This is a genomic window from Priestia sp. YIM B13491, from assembly GCF_042787605.1.
Classification (GTDB): Bacteria; Bacillota; Bacilli; order Bacillales; family Bacillaceae_H; genus Priestia; species Priestia megaterium_E.
Map to the genome: position 1 here is coordinate 78,535 of NZ_JBHZOR010000002.1, position 17,183 is coordinate 95,717.

Annotated in this window: 16 protein-coding genes and 1 riboswitch; of the genes, 5 read left to right on the top strand and 11 right to left on the bottom strand. The window is 37.9% G+C overall.

Annotation, left to right across the window (positions count from 1 at the left end):
- Positions 1 to 81 precede the first annotated feature (81 nt).
- The 5 genes from ACFX4E_RS06575 to ACFX4E_RS06595 form a co-directional block, all read right to left on the bottom strand.
- Entirely contained in the window at positions 82 to 1,392 is a 1,311-nt protein-coding gene (locus ACFX4E_RS06575) for a nucleobase:cation symporter-2 family protein (protein WP_377237738.1), read from the bottom strand.
- A 1-nt stretch (position 1,393) separates the two neighbouring features.
- Positions 1,394 to 1,987: a xanthine phosphoribosyltransferase gene (locus tag ACFX4E_RS06580; protein ID WP_028408002.1), complete on the bottom strand. Its 594-nt coding sequence runs from the start codon at positions 1,985 to 1,987 to the stop codon at positions 1,394 to 1,396.
- A 103-nt stretch (positions 1,988 to 2,090) separates the two neighbouring features.
- Positions 2,091 to 2,192, bottom strand: a riboswitch (purine riboswitch).
- A gap of 97 nt (positions 2,193 to 2,289) precedes the next feature.
- Positions 2,290 to 3,807, bottom strand: a complete 1,518-nt coding sequence (locus tag ACFX4E_RS06585) for a carboxypeptidase M32 (protein WP_377237736.1) — start codon at positions 3,805 to 3,807, stop codon at positions 2,290 to 2,292.
- Positions 3,808 to 3,931: 124 nt separating this feature from the next.
- Positions 3,932 to 5,869 (bottom strand): ATP-dependent DNA helicase, encoded by a 1,938-nt coding sequence (locus ACFX4E_RS06590; protein WP_377237734.1) that lies wholly within the window; start codon positions 5,867 to 5,869, stop codon positions 3,932 to 3,934.
- 224 nt (positions 5,870 to 6,093) lie between these two features.
- Positions 6,094 to 6,273 carry a hypothetical protein gene (locus ACFX4E_RS06595; protein WP_028407999.1) on the bottom strand — a complete coding sequence of 60 codons (180 nt, stop codon included), beginning with the start codon at positions 6,271 to 6,273 and terminating at the stop codon, positions 6,094 to 6,096.
- Positions 6,274 to 6,605: 332 nt separating this feature from the next.
- On the opposite strand from ACFX4E_RS06595, the gene ACFX4E_RS06600 reads away from it, so the two are divergent.
- The 4 genes from ACFX4E_RS06600 to ACFX4E_RS06615 are packed head-to-tail and all read left to right on the top strand — an operon-like array spanning position 6,606 to position 10,745.
- Positions 6,606 to 7,697, top strand: a complete 1,092-nt coding sequence (locus tag ACFX4E_RS06600; RefSeq protein WP_377237732.1) for an ABC transporter ATP-binding protein — start codon at positions 6,606 to 6,608, stop codon at positions 7,695 to 7,697.
- A gap of 36 nt (positions 7,698 to 7,733) precedes the next feature.
- Positions 7,734 to 8,981: an ABC transporter substrate-binding protein gene (locus tag ACFX4E_RS06605; RefSeq protein WP_377237730.1), complete on the top strand. Its 1,248-nt coding sequence runs from the start codon at positions 7,734 to 7,736 to the stop codon at positions 8,979 to 8,981.
- Positions 8,965 to 9,918 (top strand): carbohydrate ABC transporter permease, encoded by a 954-nt coding sequence (locus ACFX4E_RS06610; protein ID WP_098333582.1) that lies wholly within the window; start codon positions 8,965 to 8,967, stop codon positions 9,916 to 9,918. Before ACFX4E_RS06605 ends, ACFX4E_RS06610 begins: the two co-directional genes overlap by 17 nt.
- 14 nt (positions 9,919 to 9,932) lie before the next feature.
- A complete protein-coding gene (locus tag ACFX4E_RS06615; RefSeq protein WP_028407995.1) occupies positions 9,933 to 10,745 on the top strand; it encodes a carbohydrate ABC transporter permease in 813 nt (270 codons plus the stop codon).
- 34 nt (positions 10,746 to 10,779) lie between these two features.
- Here the strand turns inward: ACFX4E_RS06615 and ACFX4E_RS06620 are convergent, their stop codons facing one another.
- Positions 10,780 to 11,274: a hypothetical protein gene (locus ACFX4E_RS06620; protein WP_377237728.1), complete on the bottom strand. Its 495-nt coding sequence runs from the start codon at positions 11,272 to 11,274 to the stop codon at positions 10,780 to 10,782.
- 159 nt (positions 11,275 to 11,433) lie between these two features.
- Between ACFX4E_RS06620 and ACFX4E_RS06625 the strand changes: the two genes are divergently transcribed.
- The gene (locus ACFX4E_RS06625) at positions 11,434 to 11,562 is read left to right on the top strand and encodes a hypothetical protein (protein ID WP_255257670.1); all 129 of its coding nucleotides are present in this window, start codon (positions 11,434 to 11,436) and stop codon (positions 11,560 to 11,562) included.
- A gap of 44 nt (positions 11,563 to 11,606) precedes the next feature.
- Here the strand turns inward: ACFX4E_RS06625 and ACFX4E_RS06630 are convergent, their stop codons facing one another.
- The 5 genes from ACFX4E_RS06630 to liaF all read right to left on the bottom strand — a co-directional run bounded on the left by ACFX4E_RS06630 (position 11,607) and on the right by liaF (position 17,152).
- Complete coding sequence (locus ACFX4E_RS06630; RefSeq protein ID WP_013082362.1) at positions 11,607 to 12,752, bottom strand: THUMP domain-containing class I SAM-dependent RNA methyltransferase; 1,146 nt, start codon at positions 12,750 to 12,752, stop codon at positions 11,607 to 11,609.
- A gap of 209 nt (positions 12,753 to 12,961) precedes the next feature.
- Positions 12,962 to 14,629, bottom strand: coding sequence for a glycoside hydrolase family 13 protein (locus ACFX4E_RS06635; RefSeq protein ID WP_377237726.1), 1,668 nt, complete (start codon positions 14,627 to 14,629; stop codon positions 12,962 to 12,964).
- 132 nt (positions 14,630 to 14,761) lie between these two features.
- Positions 14,762 to 15,388 carry a response regulator gene (locus ACFX4E_RS06640; RefSeq protein WP_013082360.1) on the bottom strand — a complete coding sequence of 209 codons (627 nt, stop codon included), beginning with the start codon at positions 15,386 to 15,388 and terminating at the stop codon, positions 14,762 to 14,764.
- Positions 15,381 to 16,427 carry a sensor histidine kinase gene (locus ACFX4E_RS06645; RefSeq protein ID WP_377579623.1) on the bottom strand — a complete coding sequence of 349 codons (1,047 nt, stop codon included), beginning with the start codon at positions 16,425 to 16,427 and terminating at the stop codon, positions 15,381 to 15,383. Before ACFX4E_RS06645 ends, ACFX4E_RS06640 begins: the two co-directional genes overlap by 8 nt.
- Positions 16,424 to 17,152 (bottom strand): cell wall-active antibiotics response protein LiaF, encoded by a 729-nt coding sequence (liaF, locus tag ACFX4E_RS06650; RefSeq protein WP_028407991.1) that lies wholly within the window; start codon positions 17,150 to 17,152, stop codon positions 16,424 to 16,426. Before liaF ends, ACFX4E_RS06645 begins: the two co-directional genes overlap by 4 nt.
- Positions 17,153 to 17,183: the final 31 nt, after the last annotated feature.

Below are 17,183 nucleotides of genomic sequence, written 5' to 3' on the forward strand. Positions count from 1 at the left end.
TGTTCCCCATAACAATGAAAAGATCCGAACGATTAATCGTTCGGATCTTCTCAACTAAAATATTTTTGTCCTAGCCTCTTTTTATTTCGATACTACTTCATTTGTTAACTTTGTTTCTGCAACTTGCGTACGTGGTGATTTCATCATATTAAAGACAATATTTAAAAAGATTGCTGTAAAACTCCCCATTACAATACCGCTTCCAGTAAGAACTTGAAGACTATCTGGTAAGTTTTTGAAGAGTTCAGGTACAACCGTCACCCCTAGACCCATGCCAACCGAACATGCAATCACAAGAAGGTTTTCTTGTTTTGCTAAATCAACTTGACTAAGGATTTTAATACCTGAAGAGATTACCATTCCAAACATAGCTACCATTGCTCCACCAAGGACAGAGCTCGGGATAACCGTCGTCACGGCTGCGATTTTAGGTAGAAAACCCAAAACGATTAAAATTCCACTCGCTGCAAATATAACATTTCTTGTGCGAACACCTGACAATTGTAAAAGTCCTACATTTTGAGAATACGCTGTATAAGGAAATGCGTTAAAAAATCCGCCTAATAAAATCGCCAGTCCTTCTGCACGATAGCCTTTAGATAAATCTTTTTCATCCACTTCTTTTTTACAAATATCACTAACAGCAAAATAAACGCCTGTTGACTCGACAATACCAACAAGTAAAACAAGGAACATTGTCAGAATGGCCATAATATTAAAAGTTGGCATCCCAAAGTACAAAACATGTGGCATATGAACCCACGCTTCTTCTTTTACGCCGGAAAAATCTACTTTTTCCATAAAAGAAGCTGCGATTGTTCCAACAACTAATCCTAATAACACAGAGACGGAGCGCATAAATCCTTTTGTAAATCGATACAGAACAATAATTAATAGCAAAACGCCAAAACCTAAACCTAAATTGCTCAAGCTGCCAAAATCTTTACTTCCTTCTCCTCCGGCTAAATCTTTAATCGCTACAGGAATTAACGTAATTCCAATAATCGTTACAACCGAGCCCGTAACTAAAGGAGGGAAAAACTTAACCAATTTACCTAAAAAAGCAGAAAGAAGGACAATGAGTAAACCAGCGACGATAATAGAACCATATATGGAAGAAACGCCGTAAGAACCTCCAATTGAAATCATAGGTCCTACTGCAGTAAACGTACACCCTAATACAACTGGAAGACCAATTCCAAAAAAACGATTTTTCCATACTTGCAGCAGAGTTGCCACACCACACATAAATAAGTCAATCGCCACTAAATACGTAAGCTGCTGCTGAGTCAAGCCAATGGCTCCTCCAACAATAAGCGGAACAACAATCGCACCTCCGTACATAGCTAAAACATGCTGTAAACCAAGTGAAAAGACTTTTCCTTTATTCATATTAAACCTCCACTGTTGGTTTATCTTCAGCAAATGTAACTTTACCATTTGATAAAGACTGAATGCGTGCTAATGATTCTACTTTAACGCCTGATTTACGAATTTGTTTTCCTCCATCTTGGAACGCTTTTTCAATAACAATCCCAATGCCGCCTACTTTAGCACCTGCTTTTTGTACGATATCCATCAAGCCGAATGCAGCTTGGCCGTTTGCTAAAAAGTCATCAATAATTAAAATCACGTCATCTTCTCGAATAAATTTATCAGCAACTGAAATTTCATTTTCTTCTTTTTTTGTAAATGAATATACTTTTGATGTAATGAGTCCGTCTTGAAGTGTTAAAGATTTTCTTTTTCTGGCAAACACCATCTCAACGTTTAGCTTCAATGCGGTCATAATCGCTGGAGCAATTCCTGATGATTCAATCGTTAAAATCTTCGTAATTCCTGCATCTTCAAAACGTGAAGCGAATTCTTCTCCAATTTCTTTCATTAATACAGGATCCATTTGGTGGTTTAAAAATGTGTCTACTTTTAAAACCGTGTCCGATAATACGATACCATCTGTTAAAATTTTGTTTTGCAAAGCTTTCATAGTTCGTTCCTCCAACGTTTGTATTAAAAAAGCTCAAAAACATAGCTGCACTCGTATATGAGTAGAGCAATGTCCTTGAGCTGTTACGCACAAAAGTGAAAAACAAACTTCATCGCTCACCCATAGTCAAACTATTTACGGTAGTTTGGTAGATACTTACGAGCCTTATTCTCGTCATTATATGAGTGCGTTATTGAGTTAATTGTATTATATCAGCAAATCTTTTATTTGAAAATATCTAAAAGCGATATTTTCGAACATTTACTTGCGATACAAAACATAATATTCGGTTATAGCGCTTTTTATACGTGATAAATTTCTCCATATTTCTTTTCTAGATATTGAATTAAATAATCTACATTTAAGCCTTCTCCCGTTACACCGTTTAAAATTTCAAGAGGCTTTTTCATTTTTCCGTACTGATGAATATGTTCTGTTAGCCAATTTGTAATCGGCGAAATTTCTCCTTTTTCAAGAAGTTCATCATAATTAGGCAAGTCTTTTAACATGGTATGCTTAAACTGCGCTGCGTACATATAGCCAAGAGCATAGGAAGGGAAGTACCCAAAGCTTCCTCCGGCCCAGTGTACATCCTGAAGCACGCCTTCTCCATCGTGACTTGGACGAACTCCTAAATATTCTTCGTATTTCTCATTCCAAATTTCCGGTAAATCTGCAACTTTATATTCTCCGTTTATTAATCCTTTTTCAATCTCATAGCGAATCATAATATGAAGAGGATACGTTAACTCATCTGCTTCAATACGAATAAGAGACGGTTTCGCCTCATTTACTCCTCGGTAAAAATCTTCTAAATCTACATCGTCAAATTGTCCCGGCGCATGCTTTTTTAGTACGTCGTAATGATGCTGCCAGAATGCCTTATTTTTACCGACAAACTGCTCAAAAAACAGTGACTGTGATTCATGAATTCCCATTGAAGTACCTTCACATAGAACTGTACCGACAAGATCCTTTGAAATATTCTGCTCATATAAAGCATGGCCGCATTCGTGAATTGTTCCAAAAATAGCCGTTCGAAAATCGTTTTCGGCATATTTAGTCGTGATGCGCACATCTCCCGGGTTTAAACCAGTAGCAAAAGGATGGACTGTTTCATCAAGTCGCCCCGCTTCAAAATCATAGCCAAGCGTTTTTAACACGTCTAGACTAAATTGCTTTTGCGCTTCTTTTGGGAAAGTACGGAATAAAAATTCCGTATTTGGCTTTGTATTCGACCCGGCGATTCGCTGAACAAGAGGCACAATATGCTTCCGTAGCTTTCCAAATACCTCGTCTAAGATTTCAACCGTCATCCCCGGTTCAAAAAGGTCTAATAAACGATTATATTTGTTTCCTTCATACCCCCAATACTCCACAAACTTCTGATTGAACGCTACAATTTTTTCGAGATACGGTTGAAATAAAGCAAAATCTGCTTTTTCTTTTGCGTCTTCCCAAACCGACTCAGCTTTTGAAGTTAATGTAACGTATTCTTTATATTCATGCGGAGGAATCTTTTTATTTAAGTCATATTCTTTTTTACATTCTTCCACTGCTTTTTTCGTAATATCGTTTATGTAAGGCTGTGACTCAGGGTTCGTTAATTTCTCAATAAAACCTGCCATGTCATCAGAAACCGAAAGATTGAACGCTTCTGATGACATCATGCCAATAACTTCAGAACGCTGATCCGCCCCTTTTTTTGGAGCACCCGTCCTCAAATCCCAGTACATCACTCCGATTGCCTCGTGATAACTTTTGATTTTATTCATGTATTCATAAAACTGTTTCTCAATTTTCTGTATGTCTTCTCTCATTGTTTTTCCTCCTTACTTTCCTTATTTCACCATAAATTATTTTATCATAATAGTAACGGCGTGTATATAACTGAATATTCAATCTATTATACGTATAAAAAAACGCGGCTACAACCGCGCTTTTTTATACGTTTTCTATTTTTGTTGGGACATTTTGTTCAATGATTGAACGCACTTTTGAATCTGTGCTTTTTGGCATAAAGATCGTGATTAGACCCTTATCGTTATGAGAGCGAATCAGCCTTCCAACTCCTTGCTTTAAGCGAAGAAGCATATACGGCATATCTGCATCCCAAAATGGATCGACTACTTGATTGCGCTTTGCTTCAAAGACCGGATCATTTGGTGGATACGGCAGAGACCAAATAATTACATTAGATAGCGAAGGTCCAGGAATATCCAATCCTTCCCACAAATGAACAGCGCATAAAATCGTTTTTTCTTCCCTTTGGAACTGAGATACTAATTTACTGATTTCTTGATCGCCTTCAAATAAGAATGTGTACTGATTTAACTCTTTGGAAACTTCTTTGAACATCTCTAGTTCTTCTTTGCTGTTAAACAGTAAAAGTGCTCGTCCGTTCGTTTTTTCGAGCTGCGCAACAGCAAAGGCGAATTTTTCAGCAAACGCTTCTTCTTGATCATCTGAAACATTTTTTACCGCAATTTTCATTTGCTCATCATAATCAAATGGCGATTCAACGGAAAAAGAAAGCGGCTTTGCAATTCCTAAGCTATATGCTAAATAATCGAACGATTGGTTATCTGACAGAGTGGCAGACGTGAAAATGTATGGTATTTTCTTTGCAAATACTCGTTCTTTTAAGACGTCTTTTACTGCTTGCGGCATAATAACCAACGTCAGCTGCCAGTTGTTTTCTTCCACCCAGTAGATGGCATTTTCGTTGTCCATAAATAAGCGCAGCGAATAATCAATTTGATCTAGGTACTCATCTACAATTCGCAGCGTATATTCGTCTACTGTATAGGTCTCACTCTCAAACACAAGCTCGTTTCCGATATGCTCAAGCAGCGATAAAAGTTCTTTTCCTACACTTTGTAATCCGTTTGTACGGGCTACTTCTTTACGGCTAGAACCAACGATTTCTGTGCTTGCTTCACTTAAACGGTCAAAGAACATTGCGTACACATCGATAGCGTGCTCGATCTTCACAGCAAATCCTTCTCGCACGTCATTTTCTAATAGACGCGTTAACAAGTTTTCTAACGTATCTTCTTGAATTCGATATGTTAAAGCCTTTTGTGCAGCAAATTCCAGCAGGTGACCTTCATCAAATACAACACAGCTGCTTTCAGGAAGAAGGGGAAGCTGTCCTTCACGCTTGCGGGCTTCATATGTCCAAATGTGCTCCATGTAAAAATCGTGAGAGCAAATAATTAAGTCATGTGCTTTTCTATAGTGCTCACGTGAAAGCGTTAAGCCGCATCTATGACGCTGCTCACAGGAAGAGCAGTCTTGAAACGTATCCCAGTTAATTTGATTCCATTCCTCATCCGTTAAATGAGGATATTCTTTACGGTCTCCGTAGTGATAGAACGACTGCATACCGCTATGATCATGAACAAAATCAGGAAGCGTATCGTAAATTTCTTCAATGTTTTCATTATCTGTTCGTGCTGTCACAGCATCTAATTTCTTTAAACACAGATACTGATCTTGAGATTTTGCTAGGCGAACATCCATGTTAATATCTAAAATACCAGAGAGCTTGGCAATGTCTCCTTCGGCTTTTACTAACTGTTCAATTAATGTTTCATCCGCACAGGCAATAATAGCTGGCTTGCCAATATACCTGGCATAACAAATAGCATACAGTAAATACACAATAGTTTTTCCTGTTCCTACACCTGCTTCTGCAAAGATTACATTTTTTTCTTTAAAAGCTCGTTCGATTTGAAAAGCCATAAAAATTTGTTCGTCTCGAAGTTCTAACCCTGCGTCTGGAAGATGATCATAAAAAACATCACCTATCCATTCATTTAATTTGTCAAAAAAGTTTTCATCCCGCTCAATTGTAAAAGGCAACCGCTCTCTCATCATCGATACTGACTCCTTTATTTATGTAAATATCTATCAATAAAAATTAGCTTCACTTCTTTTTATCTAGTAAATTTCTCATGTAAGCAAAACTTAATTATTGACTACTTTATCTAAAATGTCAATAAAAAGAGCTGAACATAAAAAAGTTCTGCCTGTAAGGACAGAACCTTTTTGTATAAAAGCTGAGTGTATAGAACGCAAACGGAATAAGTGCTATTAAAAAATTAATTACAGCGGAATTTTGAGTCCGTGGAATGAGACAATAAAAAGGCCGCTTCATACTCGGCTTTTGCTTGTTCCAGCTGAGTAAGCGTCTCTCCGCTCACTTCTATTCCCTGCTGCATTAAATGATAGCTGTTTTCCAACGCTTGACGAATCATAGTGAACTGCGTGTTTCTATCCATTTATAAACATCCTCTCTCTGTAGTGCTTACTATAAAAGTGAATACTATCATTCTATACACCAGCTGTTTATTTTATTCCCAAAACCAGCATCTCTGGCTTAATAAATGGCTTCTTTCATTTAAGAAAATAATCGAACTTATTAAAATATTTTAATTCTCACTTGACATATAGGAATAATATATTTTAAAATTACTTACAGATTCAATCACTCAAAACTACATAATACAGGCTTGCCGGTCAACCGATAGCCTCTAATTGCCAGATACACGTACAATCCGTCTGTGCAATTAGAGGCTTTTATTTTTTTAAAAGCCTGCTGAAAGGAGAAAAAATGGCAGAACTGCAGTTACAGCATGTGTATAAAAAATACGGAAAAGATAGTCTTGCAGTTGATAATTTCAATCTTCATATTCAAGACAAAGAATTTATTGTGTTTGTAGGACCTTCAGGGTGCGGCAAATCCACTACCCTTCGAATGATCGCCGGCCTTGAATCGATAACAGAAGGAGAATTGCTTATTAATGGAGATCGTGCAAACGATTTACCTTCTAAGGACCGGGACATTGCAATGGTGTTTCAAAACTACGCGCTTTACCCTCATTTAACAGTTTACGACAACATGGCATTTGGCTTGCAGCTCCGCAAAGTCCCAAAACAAGAAATTGATGATCGCGTTCGTGAAGCGGCTCGTATTTTGGACTTAAAACCCTATTTAAAACGCAAGCCAAAAGCGTTATCAGGAGGGCAGCGTCAGCGAGTGGCTTTAGGAAGAGCCATTGTACGGAATGCCCAAATTTTTTTAATGGATGAACCTTTATCTAATCTTGATGCGAAGCTTCGCGTACAAATGCGTGCTGAAATCAGTAAGCTTCATCAGAGGCTGCAGACGACCATTATTTATGTAACCCACGATCAAACAGAAGCGATGACGATGGCAAGCAGAATTGTAGTTATGAAAGACGGAAAAATTCAGCAAATAGGTTCACCTATGCAAGTGTATAATGCTCCAGAGAATACGTTTGTAGCCAGTTTTATAGGATCGCCGGGAATGAACTTTTTCACAGGAAAAGTAGTGAACAACAAACTGTACATCAGTGAACATGAGTTTCAGCTGACAGAAAATCAAATGCATTCGTTACATGAAAAAGGCTACAACAATCAGTTCATTACTGTAGGAATTCGACCAGAGCATATTACGCGCCCCTCTTCTGATGCTTCTCATATTTCATTACCGGTAGAGGTGTCTGAGTTATTAGGAGCAGAGTACATACTATACAGTAGTTTAGGAGACCAGCTCTTTGTAGCTAAAATCCCTGGGGATGAACATATTCAAGTTCATCAGCACTTTCCATTTCATTTTCAAATGAATCATGCTCATTTCTTTGACCAAGCATCTACCAACCGTATCAAAATTGACCAATAACTATCTAAAAAGAATTCTATAAGTGGGGGAACTAAAATGAAAAAATTATTAATTCTGTTAGCAATGCTCACCATGATCATCGCGGGCTGCGGCAAAAACAGTTCAACAAGCGGCGACAGCAGTGACTCTTCTAAAAAAGTAACCATTAACTTTACGCATTGGCGAGGAGAAGATTCGAAAGCTTTTGATTCTATCATTGAGCAATTTGAAAAGAAAAATCCAAATATTCATGTAGAAATGACCGTCTTTCCTTCTGATTCCTATCAATCACAAATTCAAGGATCTCTATTATCTGGAGAAGGTATCGATGTATTTGCTAGTTTTCCAGGAAGTCAATTTGAAACGATTCGCAAAGCAAACGGTTTTGCCAAGCTGGACGACCAAAACTTACTCAGCAAATTTGACGAAAAGCTAATCCAAGCGGGCAAAGCGGATAATACGCAATATGCTCTTCCTTATCAGCTAGTCTATAACATCCCTGTCTATAACAAAGGCATTTTTGAAAAACTAAATTTAGATGTTCCTAAAGATTGGAATAGCTTTTTAAAAACATCTGAAACATTAAAGAAAAATGGATATACTCCGATTTTATTTTCAGGAGACGTAAGTCCTTCTCAATTTATTAATCCAATGATTATGAATAACGAACCTACAAACAACGCCCTTCACGAAGTAGAAACGGGCAAGCGCAAGCTAACTGATGAATGGTTTATCAAAACCCTATCTCAAATTAAAGAATTAAATGACAAAGGTTACTTCCAAAAAGATGCTCTTGGTACGAAAAAAGAAAGTGCTGCAGCACTTTTTGCTCAGGAAAAAGGCGCAATGCTTGCTCAAGGTTCTTATATGATGGCTACAGTCAAACAGCAAAATCCGAAGATTGATCAAGGTTTGCTTGCCCCGATTACAGTGGATCAAGATAAAGCAAAATACGAAGGTGTTCATACCACGACATTCTTATTAGGTGTTGCTGAAAAATCAAAACACAAAGAAGCTGCTAAGAAATTTTTAACTTTCCTTGCAGATCCAAAGATTTCTTCTGAGTATGCGAATGCTACTGGCCAGTTATTAACGGTCAAAGACGTGAAATATGATTCACCTGAACTCAAAGAAAGCGCAAAATGGAAAGACAAAAAAACGGTCTTCCAACCTCGATTTACAATTTTAAATGAGCGCGTATCAAAAGCTGTTGAAACATCTGTACAGGACGTACTATCCGGTATGTCAGCGAAAAAAGCTGCTGAAAAAGCACAAGGAGAGGTAGAACGTGTCGCTAAAAACTAATACGTCTATTCAAGAAGAAGAAAAGAGAACCCCTTCGTTCTCTTTTCCTCTCTTTTCATTTAAAAGTATCTCTAAAAGCAGACATCTATGGTTGTTTTTACTTCCCGGTTTTATCATATATACTGTTTTCTTTGCATTGCCAACGCTTTCTGCTTTATTTTTAAGCACAACTGATTGGAATGGATTGTCTTCTCAGTTCTCATTTGTAGGGTTTCAAAACTTCAAAGAAATTTTAACAAACGATGCTATTTTTACACAGTCTCTTACAAACAACTTAAAGTTCACAATTGGCGTGCTGATCTTTCAAACGTTATTGAGCTTGGGCTTTGCACTATTACTTTATAAAAATTCTGCATGGAATACATTTTATCGCTCACTCTTTTTTGTACCGACGATTATTTCGTCCGTGTCGATTGCCTTCACGTGGAACTTTATGTATGACCCCAACATTGGAGGAGTGAACCTATTTTTAAGTAAAGTAGGCCTTGAGCATTGGACCCAGTCTTGGATTGGAAATGGACATATCGCAATTTACAGCTTGGCTTTTGTACAATTTTGGGCACATACTGGTCAAATGCTTATTATTTTTGTAGCTGGAATTCAAGCTATTCCCAGTGAGTTATATGAAGCTGCTAGTATTGATGGAGCAACACGATGGCAAAAATTCAAGCGCATTACGTGGCCTCTTTTAGCTCCAGCTACGACAATGGTTGTGGCTTATACGACCATACAAAGTTTTAAAGCATTTGATTTAATCATTGCAATGACAAATGGAGGTCCCTCCAACTCAACTGAAATTCTTTCGACACTTCTTTATCACGAAGCTTTTATTAATTTTCGTTTCGGCTATGCCTCTGCCATTTCAGTTGTATTTATGATTGTAATTGCTCTTTTAACGTTTCTTCAATTTCGCGTACTTCGCTTGACCAAAATGTAAAAGGAGATTCTTTTATGAAACAAAACCCATTCAGACAACTGATTTTAGGAATATACGGTTTAATCATTCTGTTGCCCTTAAGCTTGGTTTTATTAACAACCTTTAAAACAACGCCCGAGCTTTACAGCAACCCAATCGGATTACCAGCAGGCTGGAATATTGAAAATTATAAACAGCTGCTCGTCAATGAACCTATCTTTGGCTATATTAAAAACAGCGTGATTGTTACCGTCTTTAGCACGTTTTTTATTCTATGGTTTTCAAGCATGATTGCTTACGCTATTATTCAGCTACCTCAAAAGCTTGGATGGATTGTATACGGCTTTTTTGTTTGCGGAATGATTGTCCCTACCCAAGTCAATATGATTCCTGTCTTTTTGCTGATGAATAAGCTTGGGCTCGTCAATACGCTAACAGGCGTCATTATCGTCTCCATAAGTTTTTTGCTTCCCATCGGTGTGTTTATTATCACGGGGTTTATGAAAACTTTGCCAAAGGAACTATTTGAAGCTGCTCGCATGGACGGAGCGTCAGAGTGGAAAATATATTCAAAAATCGCTCTTCGACTCTCAATACCATCAATGGCTACAGTAGGAATTTTTTCGTTTGTGATTGTGTGGAATGATCTGTTATTCCCTTTGCTCTTGTTAAAATCTAAAGAAGTAAAAACGCTGCCTATTGCACTATTGGACTTTCAAGGGGAATTTCTGACTAATTACCCTATGCTGTTTTCAGCAGTCGTTCTTTCTTCTATTCCATTATTGATTGCGTACGTGTTTTTGCAAAAGCATTTCATTTCAGGAATGACATCTGGAGCATTAAAATAGCGGGCAAGAAAATCACGCTTCCCTGCCTGCTCCTTTATTCTATAGGATTATTTTTTAAAGCACGCTGAGGTTTTGGTTTCTCTACTACTAGATGTTGGTAAACGTACATTAAAGCAGCTTTCAACAGAAAGATACCTAGCAAATGGTACTCTTTAAATGTGCCTACCCTAAAAAGCTTTGCACGGCTCATAGCTCGTTGAAAAGGATAAACAAAAAATGTATCTACGATTGCATTTAATAACATATACCTTCCAAAATGGCCATATGTGAACTTTTTAATCCATAAAGAACCTGCTAAAAATGGACCTAAAAGTAAAGCAGCTTCACCTGTTAGATATGGATGAGGAGGATGAGGGAATATCCACCACTTCTTTTTTTCAGCAATATAGCTTTCAACCATAATCAAAAAGGAAATAAACATAGTAGATGATAAATAACGCTTAATATGCTGTCGTCCTATAAAAGGGATGGTTAACCATGAAAGAAGCATCATCCCGCCAAAAATCCGTGCTGATCGATTTTTTCTCATTTTATCACCTCTTAGGTTTTAGTATGAGATTTCCCTTTCGTAAATATGTTAGAAATAAGCTGATCATTTCTCGTTTTAAGCCTGCTAGTAAAAAGAAATGAATACATATATTGCCCCGCTACTCGCCCATACTATAAAAAAACACAATGGGGTGAGTACATGCATGATTATTATGACGGACTATATAAATACCTGCTTAATGCCACGTTTTGGTTTATTTTATTAATTATCGTGCTCGGTATAGGCATGTTTGGAATGCTAGCTTATCGGGGTTTAAAAAAGAAATAACGTAAAAAAGCCAAGCTGGTTTTTACACCGCTTGGCTTTTGTATTTATTGATCGTTGCGTGGAGGACGAGGTCCCCAGTATTGATAGTAGTCTGTTTTAATAAACCCGTTAAACAATTTGCGTTTTTTCGTTGCTTTTTTACCGTAGTATTGTTCAAATTGTTCATGAGATGTCAGCATATAAATCGACCACGTATCAAGCTTAGAAAATGCTTCGCCCATTTCAGCGTACATTTTTTCAACAGAAGGACGATCGCTTAAACGTTCGCCGTACGGAGGGTTACCAATAATGATTCCATATTCTTTCGGCGTCGTAAAATCGCGCACTTGCATTTGTTTAAATTGAATTAAATCTCCAAGTCCAGCTTCAAATGCATTTTGCTCCGCTACTTTTACCATACGATGGTCAATATCATGACCAGCAATATCTAGCACTTGGTCGTAGTTCGCTAAGTCTTCTGCTTCTTCGCGCGCTTTGTCCCAAATACTTGCTGACATCCACGGCCACTCTTCTGATAAAAAGTCACGGTTAAACCCTGGTGCGATATTTTGACCGATAAGCGCTGCTTCGATAGCAATTGTACCAGAACCGCAAAAAACATCGACAAACGGGCGATCCGCATTCCACGGTGTTAGCATAATCAAAGCCGCTGCCAGCGTTTCTTTTAAAGGAGCTTCCCCTTGTCCTACGCGGTAACCGCGCTTATGAAGTCCTGCACCGCTTGCGTCAATTGTTAATGTAGCAACATCTTTTAATAGCGCTACTTCAATTTTAAACGTTGACCCTGTTTCTTCGAGCCAGCCTGTTGTTTTGTTATAATGTTTTTTCATGCTGTCAACAATTGCTTTTTTCACAATGCTTTGACAATCTGATACGCTGAACAATTTAGATTTAACTGATTTTCCCGATACAGGAAACTGTGCATCTACGGGCAAGTAATCTCCCCAATTTAATGCTTTTGTTTGTTCAAAAAGCTCATCAAACGTACGAGCTTTGAACTGTCCAACCTGCACTTTAATTCGATCTGCTGTACGAAGCCATAAATTGCAGCGAGCAATTGCGAGCTCGTCTCCTTCAAAGATAACCTTGCCATTATCTACTTCACATTCATATCCTAAAGCACGCACTTCTTTAGCGACCAGTGCTTCAATTCCCATTGCTGCTGTTGCAATAATTTTATATTTCGCCATTTTTCAACCTCATTTTGTTTCTAATTATCTACACTAAGTGTAAAAGTACCATATACATGCGCCGTAGTCAAAGCTTTCTCCGTCTTTTTATTAAAATACAAAAACTGCTGGCTCTTGACAGAGCCAGCAGTTTCTTCACCTATGTCGCAGATAAATGCGTTTTTAAAAGCTTTTCACTTTAAAGTTGCGCAATCGGTTGCTCAACTTGTTTATGAAAGTAAGTATACACGTGTTTCATATGGGTGCAGCGTACATTTTTCAAGCGTTTCGTTTATATCCAACGGATAATTATGAATCAGCACTTCTCTGTTTGTAAATGCGCTCTCTGAAGGAAACTCGAACGTTTGATTTTTCGGTGACATATTACAAATAACAACAGCAGTTTTACCTTCTAATGTTCGCGTATACGCGTAAATAGCGGTATCTTCTTCTGCCAACAGCTTATAAGTTCCATACACCAGCACATCATGCTGTTTTCTAATTTTAATGAGCTGTTTGTAAAAATTCAGTACCGAATTCTTATCACTTTTCTGCTCTTCTACGTTAATATCTACGTAATTTGGATTCACCTTCATCCAAGGTGTACCAGTAGAAAATCCTGCATTTCTTTCTGTATTCCACTGCATTGGCGTTCTTGAATTATCGCGGCCTGTTTCCCAAATCACTTTCATAATTTCGTCATGTGAATCGCCTTTTTCACGCTGAATACGGTAGTAGTTAATCATACCAACATCATCATAATCGTCAATAGAATCGAACTTAACATTGGTCATTCCAAGTTCTTGTCCTTGATAAATAAACGGTGTTCCTTTCATTAAAAAGTATAGTGCAGCTAAGCACTTTGCACTTTCCACTCGGTAAGCTACGCTGCCGAATTTATTTACAGAACGAATTTGGTCATGATTTTCTAAATATAAAGCGTTCCAGCCGTTGATTTTTTCTAAACCATTTTGCCAATTAGTTAAAATCGTTTTTAACTCGATTAAATCAAGCGGTTTTTCTTCTCCTTTATCCCACAGTCCCATATGCTCGAACTGAAAAATCATATTGAAGTTTCCGCCATCTTCAGCTACCCACTCATCCGCGCTGTTCGATGTTACACCATTTGCCTCTCCAACCGTCATAATATCGTATTTGGCAAACGTATTTTCTTTTAGCTCTTTTAAATGTTCTTGAATTCCCGGTCGATTCATATGTCCTTCAAACGATGGCACATAATCTAGCTTTTCAGGGTTCGGTAGATCTGGGAAGCCGGCCACTTTCTTAATATGCGAAATAGCATCTACACGAAAGCCGTCAATTCCTTTATCTAACCACCAGTTAACCATTTCATAAAGCTCATGACGTACTTTTTCGTTTTCCCAGTTTAAATCGGGCTGTTTTTTAGAAAATACGTGCATGTAATATTCTTTTGTCTTTTCGTCGAACTCCCAAGCTGATCCGCTAAAAATAGATTCCCAGTTGTTTGGCTCTTTGCCATCTTTACCTTCGTGCCAAATATAATAATCACGATATGGATTCTCTTTAGAAGACCTGGATTCTAAAAACCAAGGGTGTTCATCTGAAGTATGATTAATAACTAAATCCATAATCAGCTTCATTCCGCGATGGTGAACTTCATCTAGCAGCTCATCAAAGTCTTCCATTGTTCCGAAATCTTTCATAATATCTTTATAATCACTGATATCGTAGCCATTATCGTCGTTAGGAGACTGATAAATCGGGCAAATCCAAATGACATCAATTCCAAGATCAGATAAATAGTCTAATTTTGAAATAACCCCTTGAATGTCACCAATTCCATCGCCGTTTGAATCCATGAAGCTTCGCGGATAGATTTGATACGCAACAGCTTCTTTCCACCATTTCTTTTCCATGTGCTCAACCCCTCAAAATAGTGCTTTTACGTAAGCGTTCGCCTTTACGCATATCGCTATTTTATAATGAATACATGCAAAAAAATAGGTTTTTCACAAAAAAAATCGTTATTCTCTTTTGAATAACGATTCTCACTGCGCTAATTTGTGTTTAAAGGCATAGATGACGGCTTGAGTCCGGTCCTGTACATCCAGCTTACTTAATAAATTGCTCACATGTGTTTTTACCGTCTTTAGCGCAATAAATAATTCGTCTGCAATTTCTTGATTTGTTTTGCCTTGTGTCATTAGCAGTAAAATTTCCATTTCACGAGCTGTCAGTTCTTCATGAGGTAACGACGGTTTTCTCATTTTAGACATCATTTTACCGGTTACTTCGGGCTCTAATACAGATTGCCCCTCATATGTACGGCGAATAGCAGCTGCAATTTCTCCTGCTTTAGACGTTTTTAATAAGTAGCTTGTTGCCCCTGCCTCTAGAGCGGGATATACTTTTTCGTCATCTAGAAAGCTAGTGACAATGATCACTTTCGCTTCTGGCCACTGCTTAATCAGTTGTTTTGTTGCTTCAATCCCGTCCATTTCTTCCATGACTAAATCCATTAAAATAATATCCGGGCGCAGCTGAAGCCCTAATTCAACGGCCTGTTGGCCATTTGCTGCTTCAGCTATCACATGAATGTCTGCTTGAGCCGACAAATACGCTCCTACGCCAATACGAACCATTTCATGATCATCTACTAACAGTACATTAATCATTTTGCTTCTCCTCTCTTTCTACTAACGGTACTTTCACTTCTAGCTTTGTTCCTTTGTCGGGCAAACTAATAATTTTTAATAGGCCTCCAATTTCAACTGCGCGTTCGTACATATTTTGCAGGCCGTACGATCCGACTTTTTCCTTTTCTACATCAAAACCAACTCCGTTATCAACGATACGTAAAATAATGGAAAAGTCACGTTTAATCAGCAGCACATCTAAAGCTGTTGCATTGGCATGACGCAGCGTATTTGATACGGATTCTTGCAAAATCCTAAACAAGTGGTCTTCAATGCCTTTATCAAGTTCAAAACCTTCTATTTTCCAATTTAATTCAAGCGGTACTTTTTGAGCAAGCTCATTCATCAGTTCTTTCATTCCGGCCTGTAGCGATTTTCCTTTTAATGCTGCAGGACGAAGATGAAGAAGCAAAGCCCTCATTTCAAGCTGTGATTGATTAATCATTTTTTCAACCATCTTTAATTGCTTAGCTTCAGAATCTTGCAGCGTAAGATTGGATTCCGTAATAGCAGACATAAGCATCGAAGCGGCAAATAGCTGCTGACTAACGGAGTCATGCAATTCTCTACCAAGCCGATTTCGTTCCTGAGAAACAATTTCTTGCACTTGCTTTTGCTGATTTTCCACTTTTTCCGTTGCCATCTTTTGAGATTGCTGTGCTTGAAGAATCATTTTATGATCTACTTTATTTAAACGGCTTATAATTCGAGACGTTTCTTGAATAAACGGTTCATTTGCCGACATATGCCGATGGCCATTTTCTATTTCATATAATCGGTTTTCAACATATGTCCACTGCTGTCTCCACATAAACCCCATGATTCCTCCAATCACGCTTCCAATCGTCAGGCTTAAACTGAAGGAAAACAGCACAAAAGGCATGCCAAATACGCTTGTTTTCCATAAGTCGCTAAGTTGAAAAACAGGATATGCAAAAAACACGGTAAGGAGCACGGATACAAATACAAAAAAACTTAAGAAAATCCCCCATAATAACTGCCGTTGAAGAATACTCATATCCTTTGCACCTCTAAATCTCCAATCACAACAGTTGTAACAATCTTCACCCTATGAGCAGATTGATCAAATTCCTCTGTTTTGATAGACAAATTTTCATTGAACGAAAAGCCGCGCTGATGTCCAAAAACCGTTACGTTTCCTGCTAGTTTAGAATGATTCACAGATACTTCCGTTTCGTAAGGAATGAGCACTTTAATATTTCCAAACACCTGACGAATAAAAATAACCGCATCGCCTTTTGGCAGAACGGTATTGCTTAAATCAACCACAATGTCTCCCCATACGCTTTGAATATTAATATCATCCCATTCGTATACGGAGTCTTCAGTTCTTTGACTACCAAGAAGTTTATTCGTCAAAACCGGGCGGACCTGCACCAAACTTTGGTTTGGCTGCTGGGTAAATTGGTCAGTTGGTCTGAATTCAACCGGATGCTTTCTTGATTGAATAAATCTAAGTAAAAAATACAGAAAAAGAGCAATAACTAAAAACTTAAAGGCAACCGTATTAAATATATTCAACACAAGTCCAATAACGCCAATCCAAAATAAAATGCGCCCTAGTTTTCTTCTCATTTTTTTTCGCCCAATATACATGAACGCACCGGCAATTAATACAGAAAAGATCAAGCCGCTGTGAAAAAACATAATTTCAATAAACAGGACAAATAAACTGCAAATAAAAATGAACATAAGAGATTCTGTTTTGTTTACGCTTTGCACAGCTCTCTCTCCCTTCTCCTCGTAGATGACA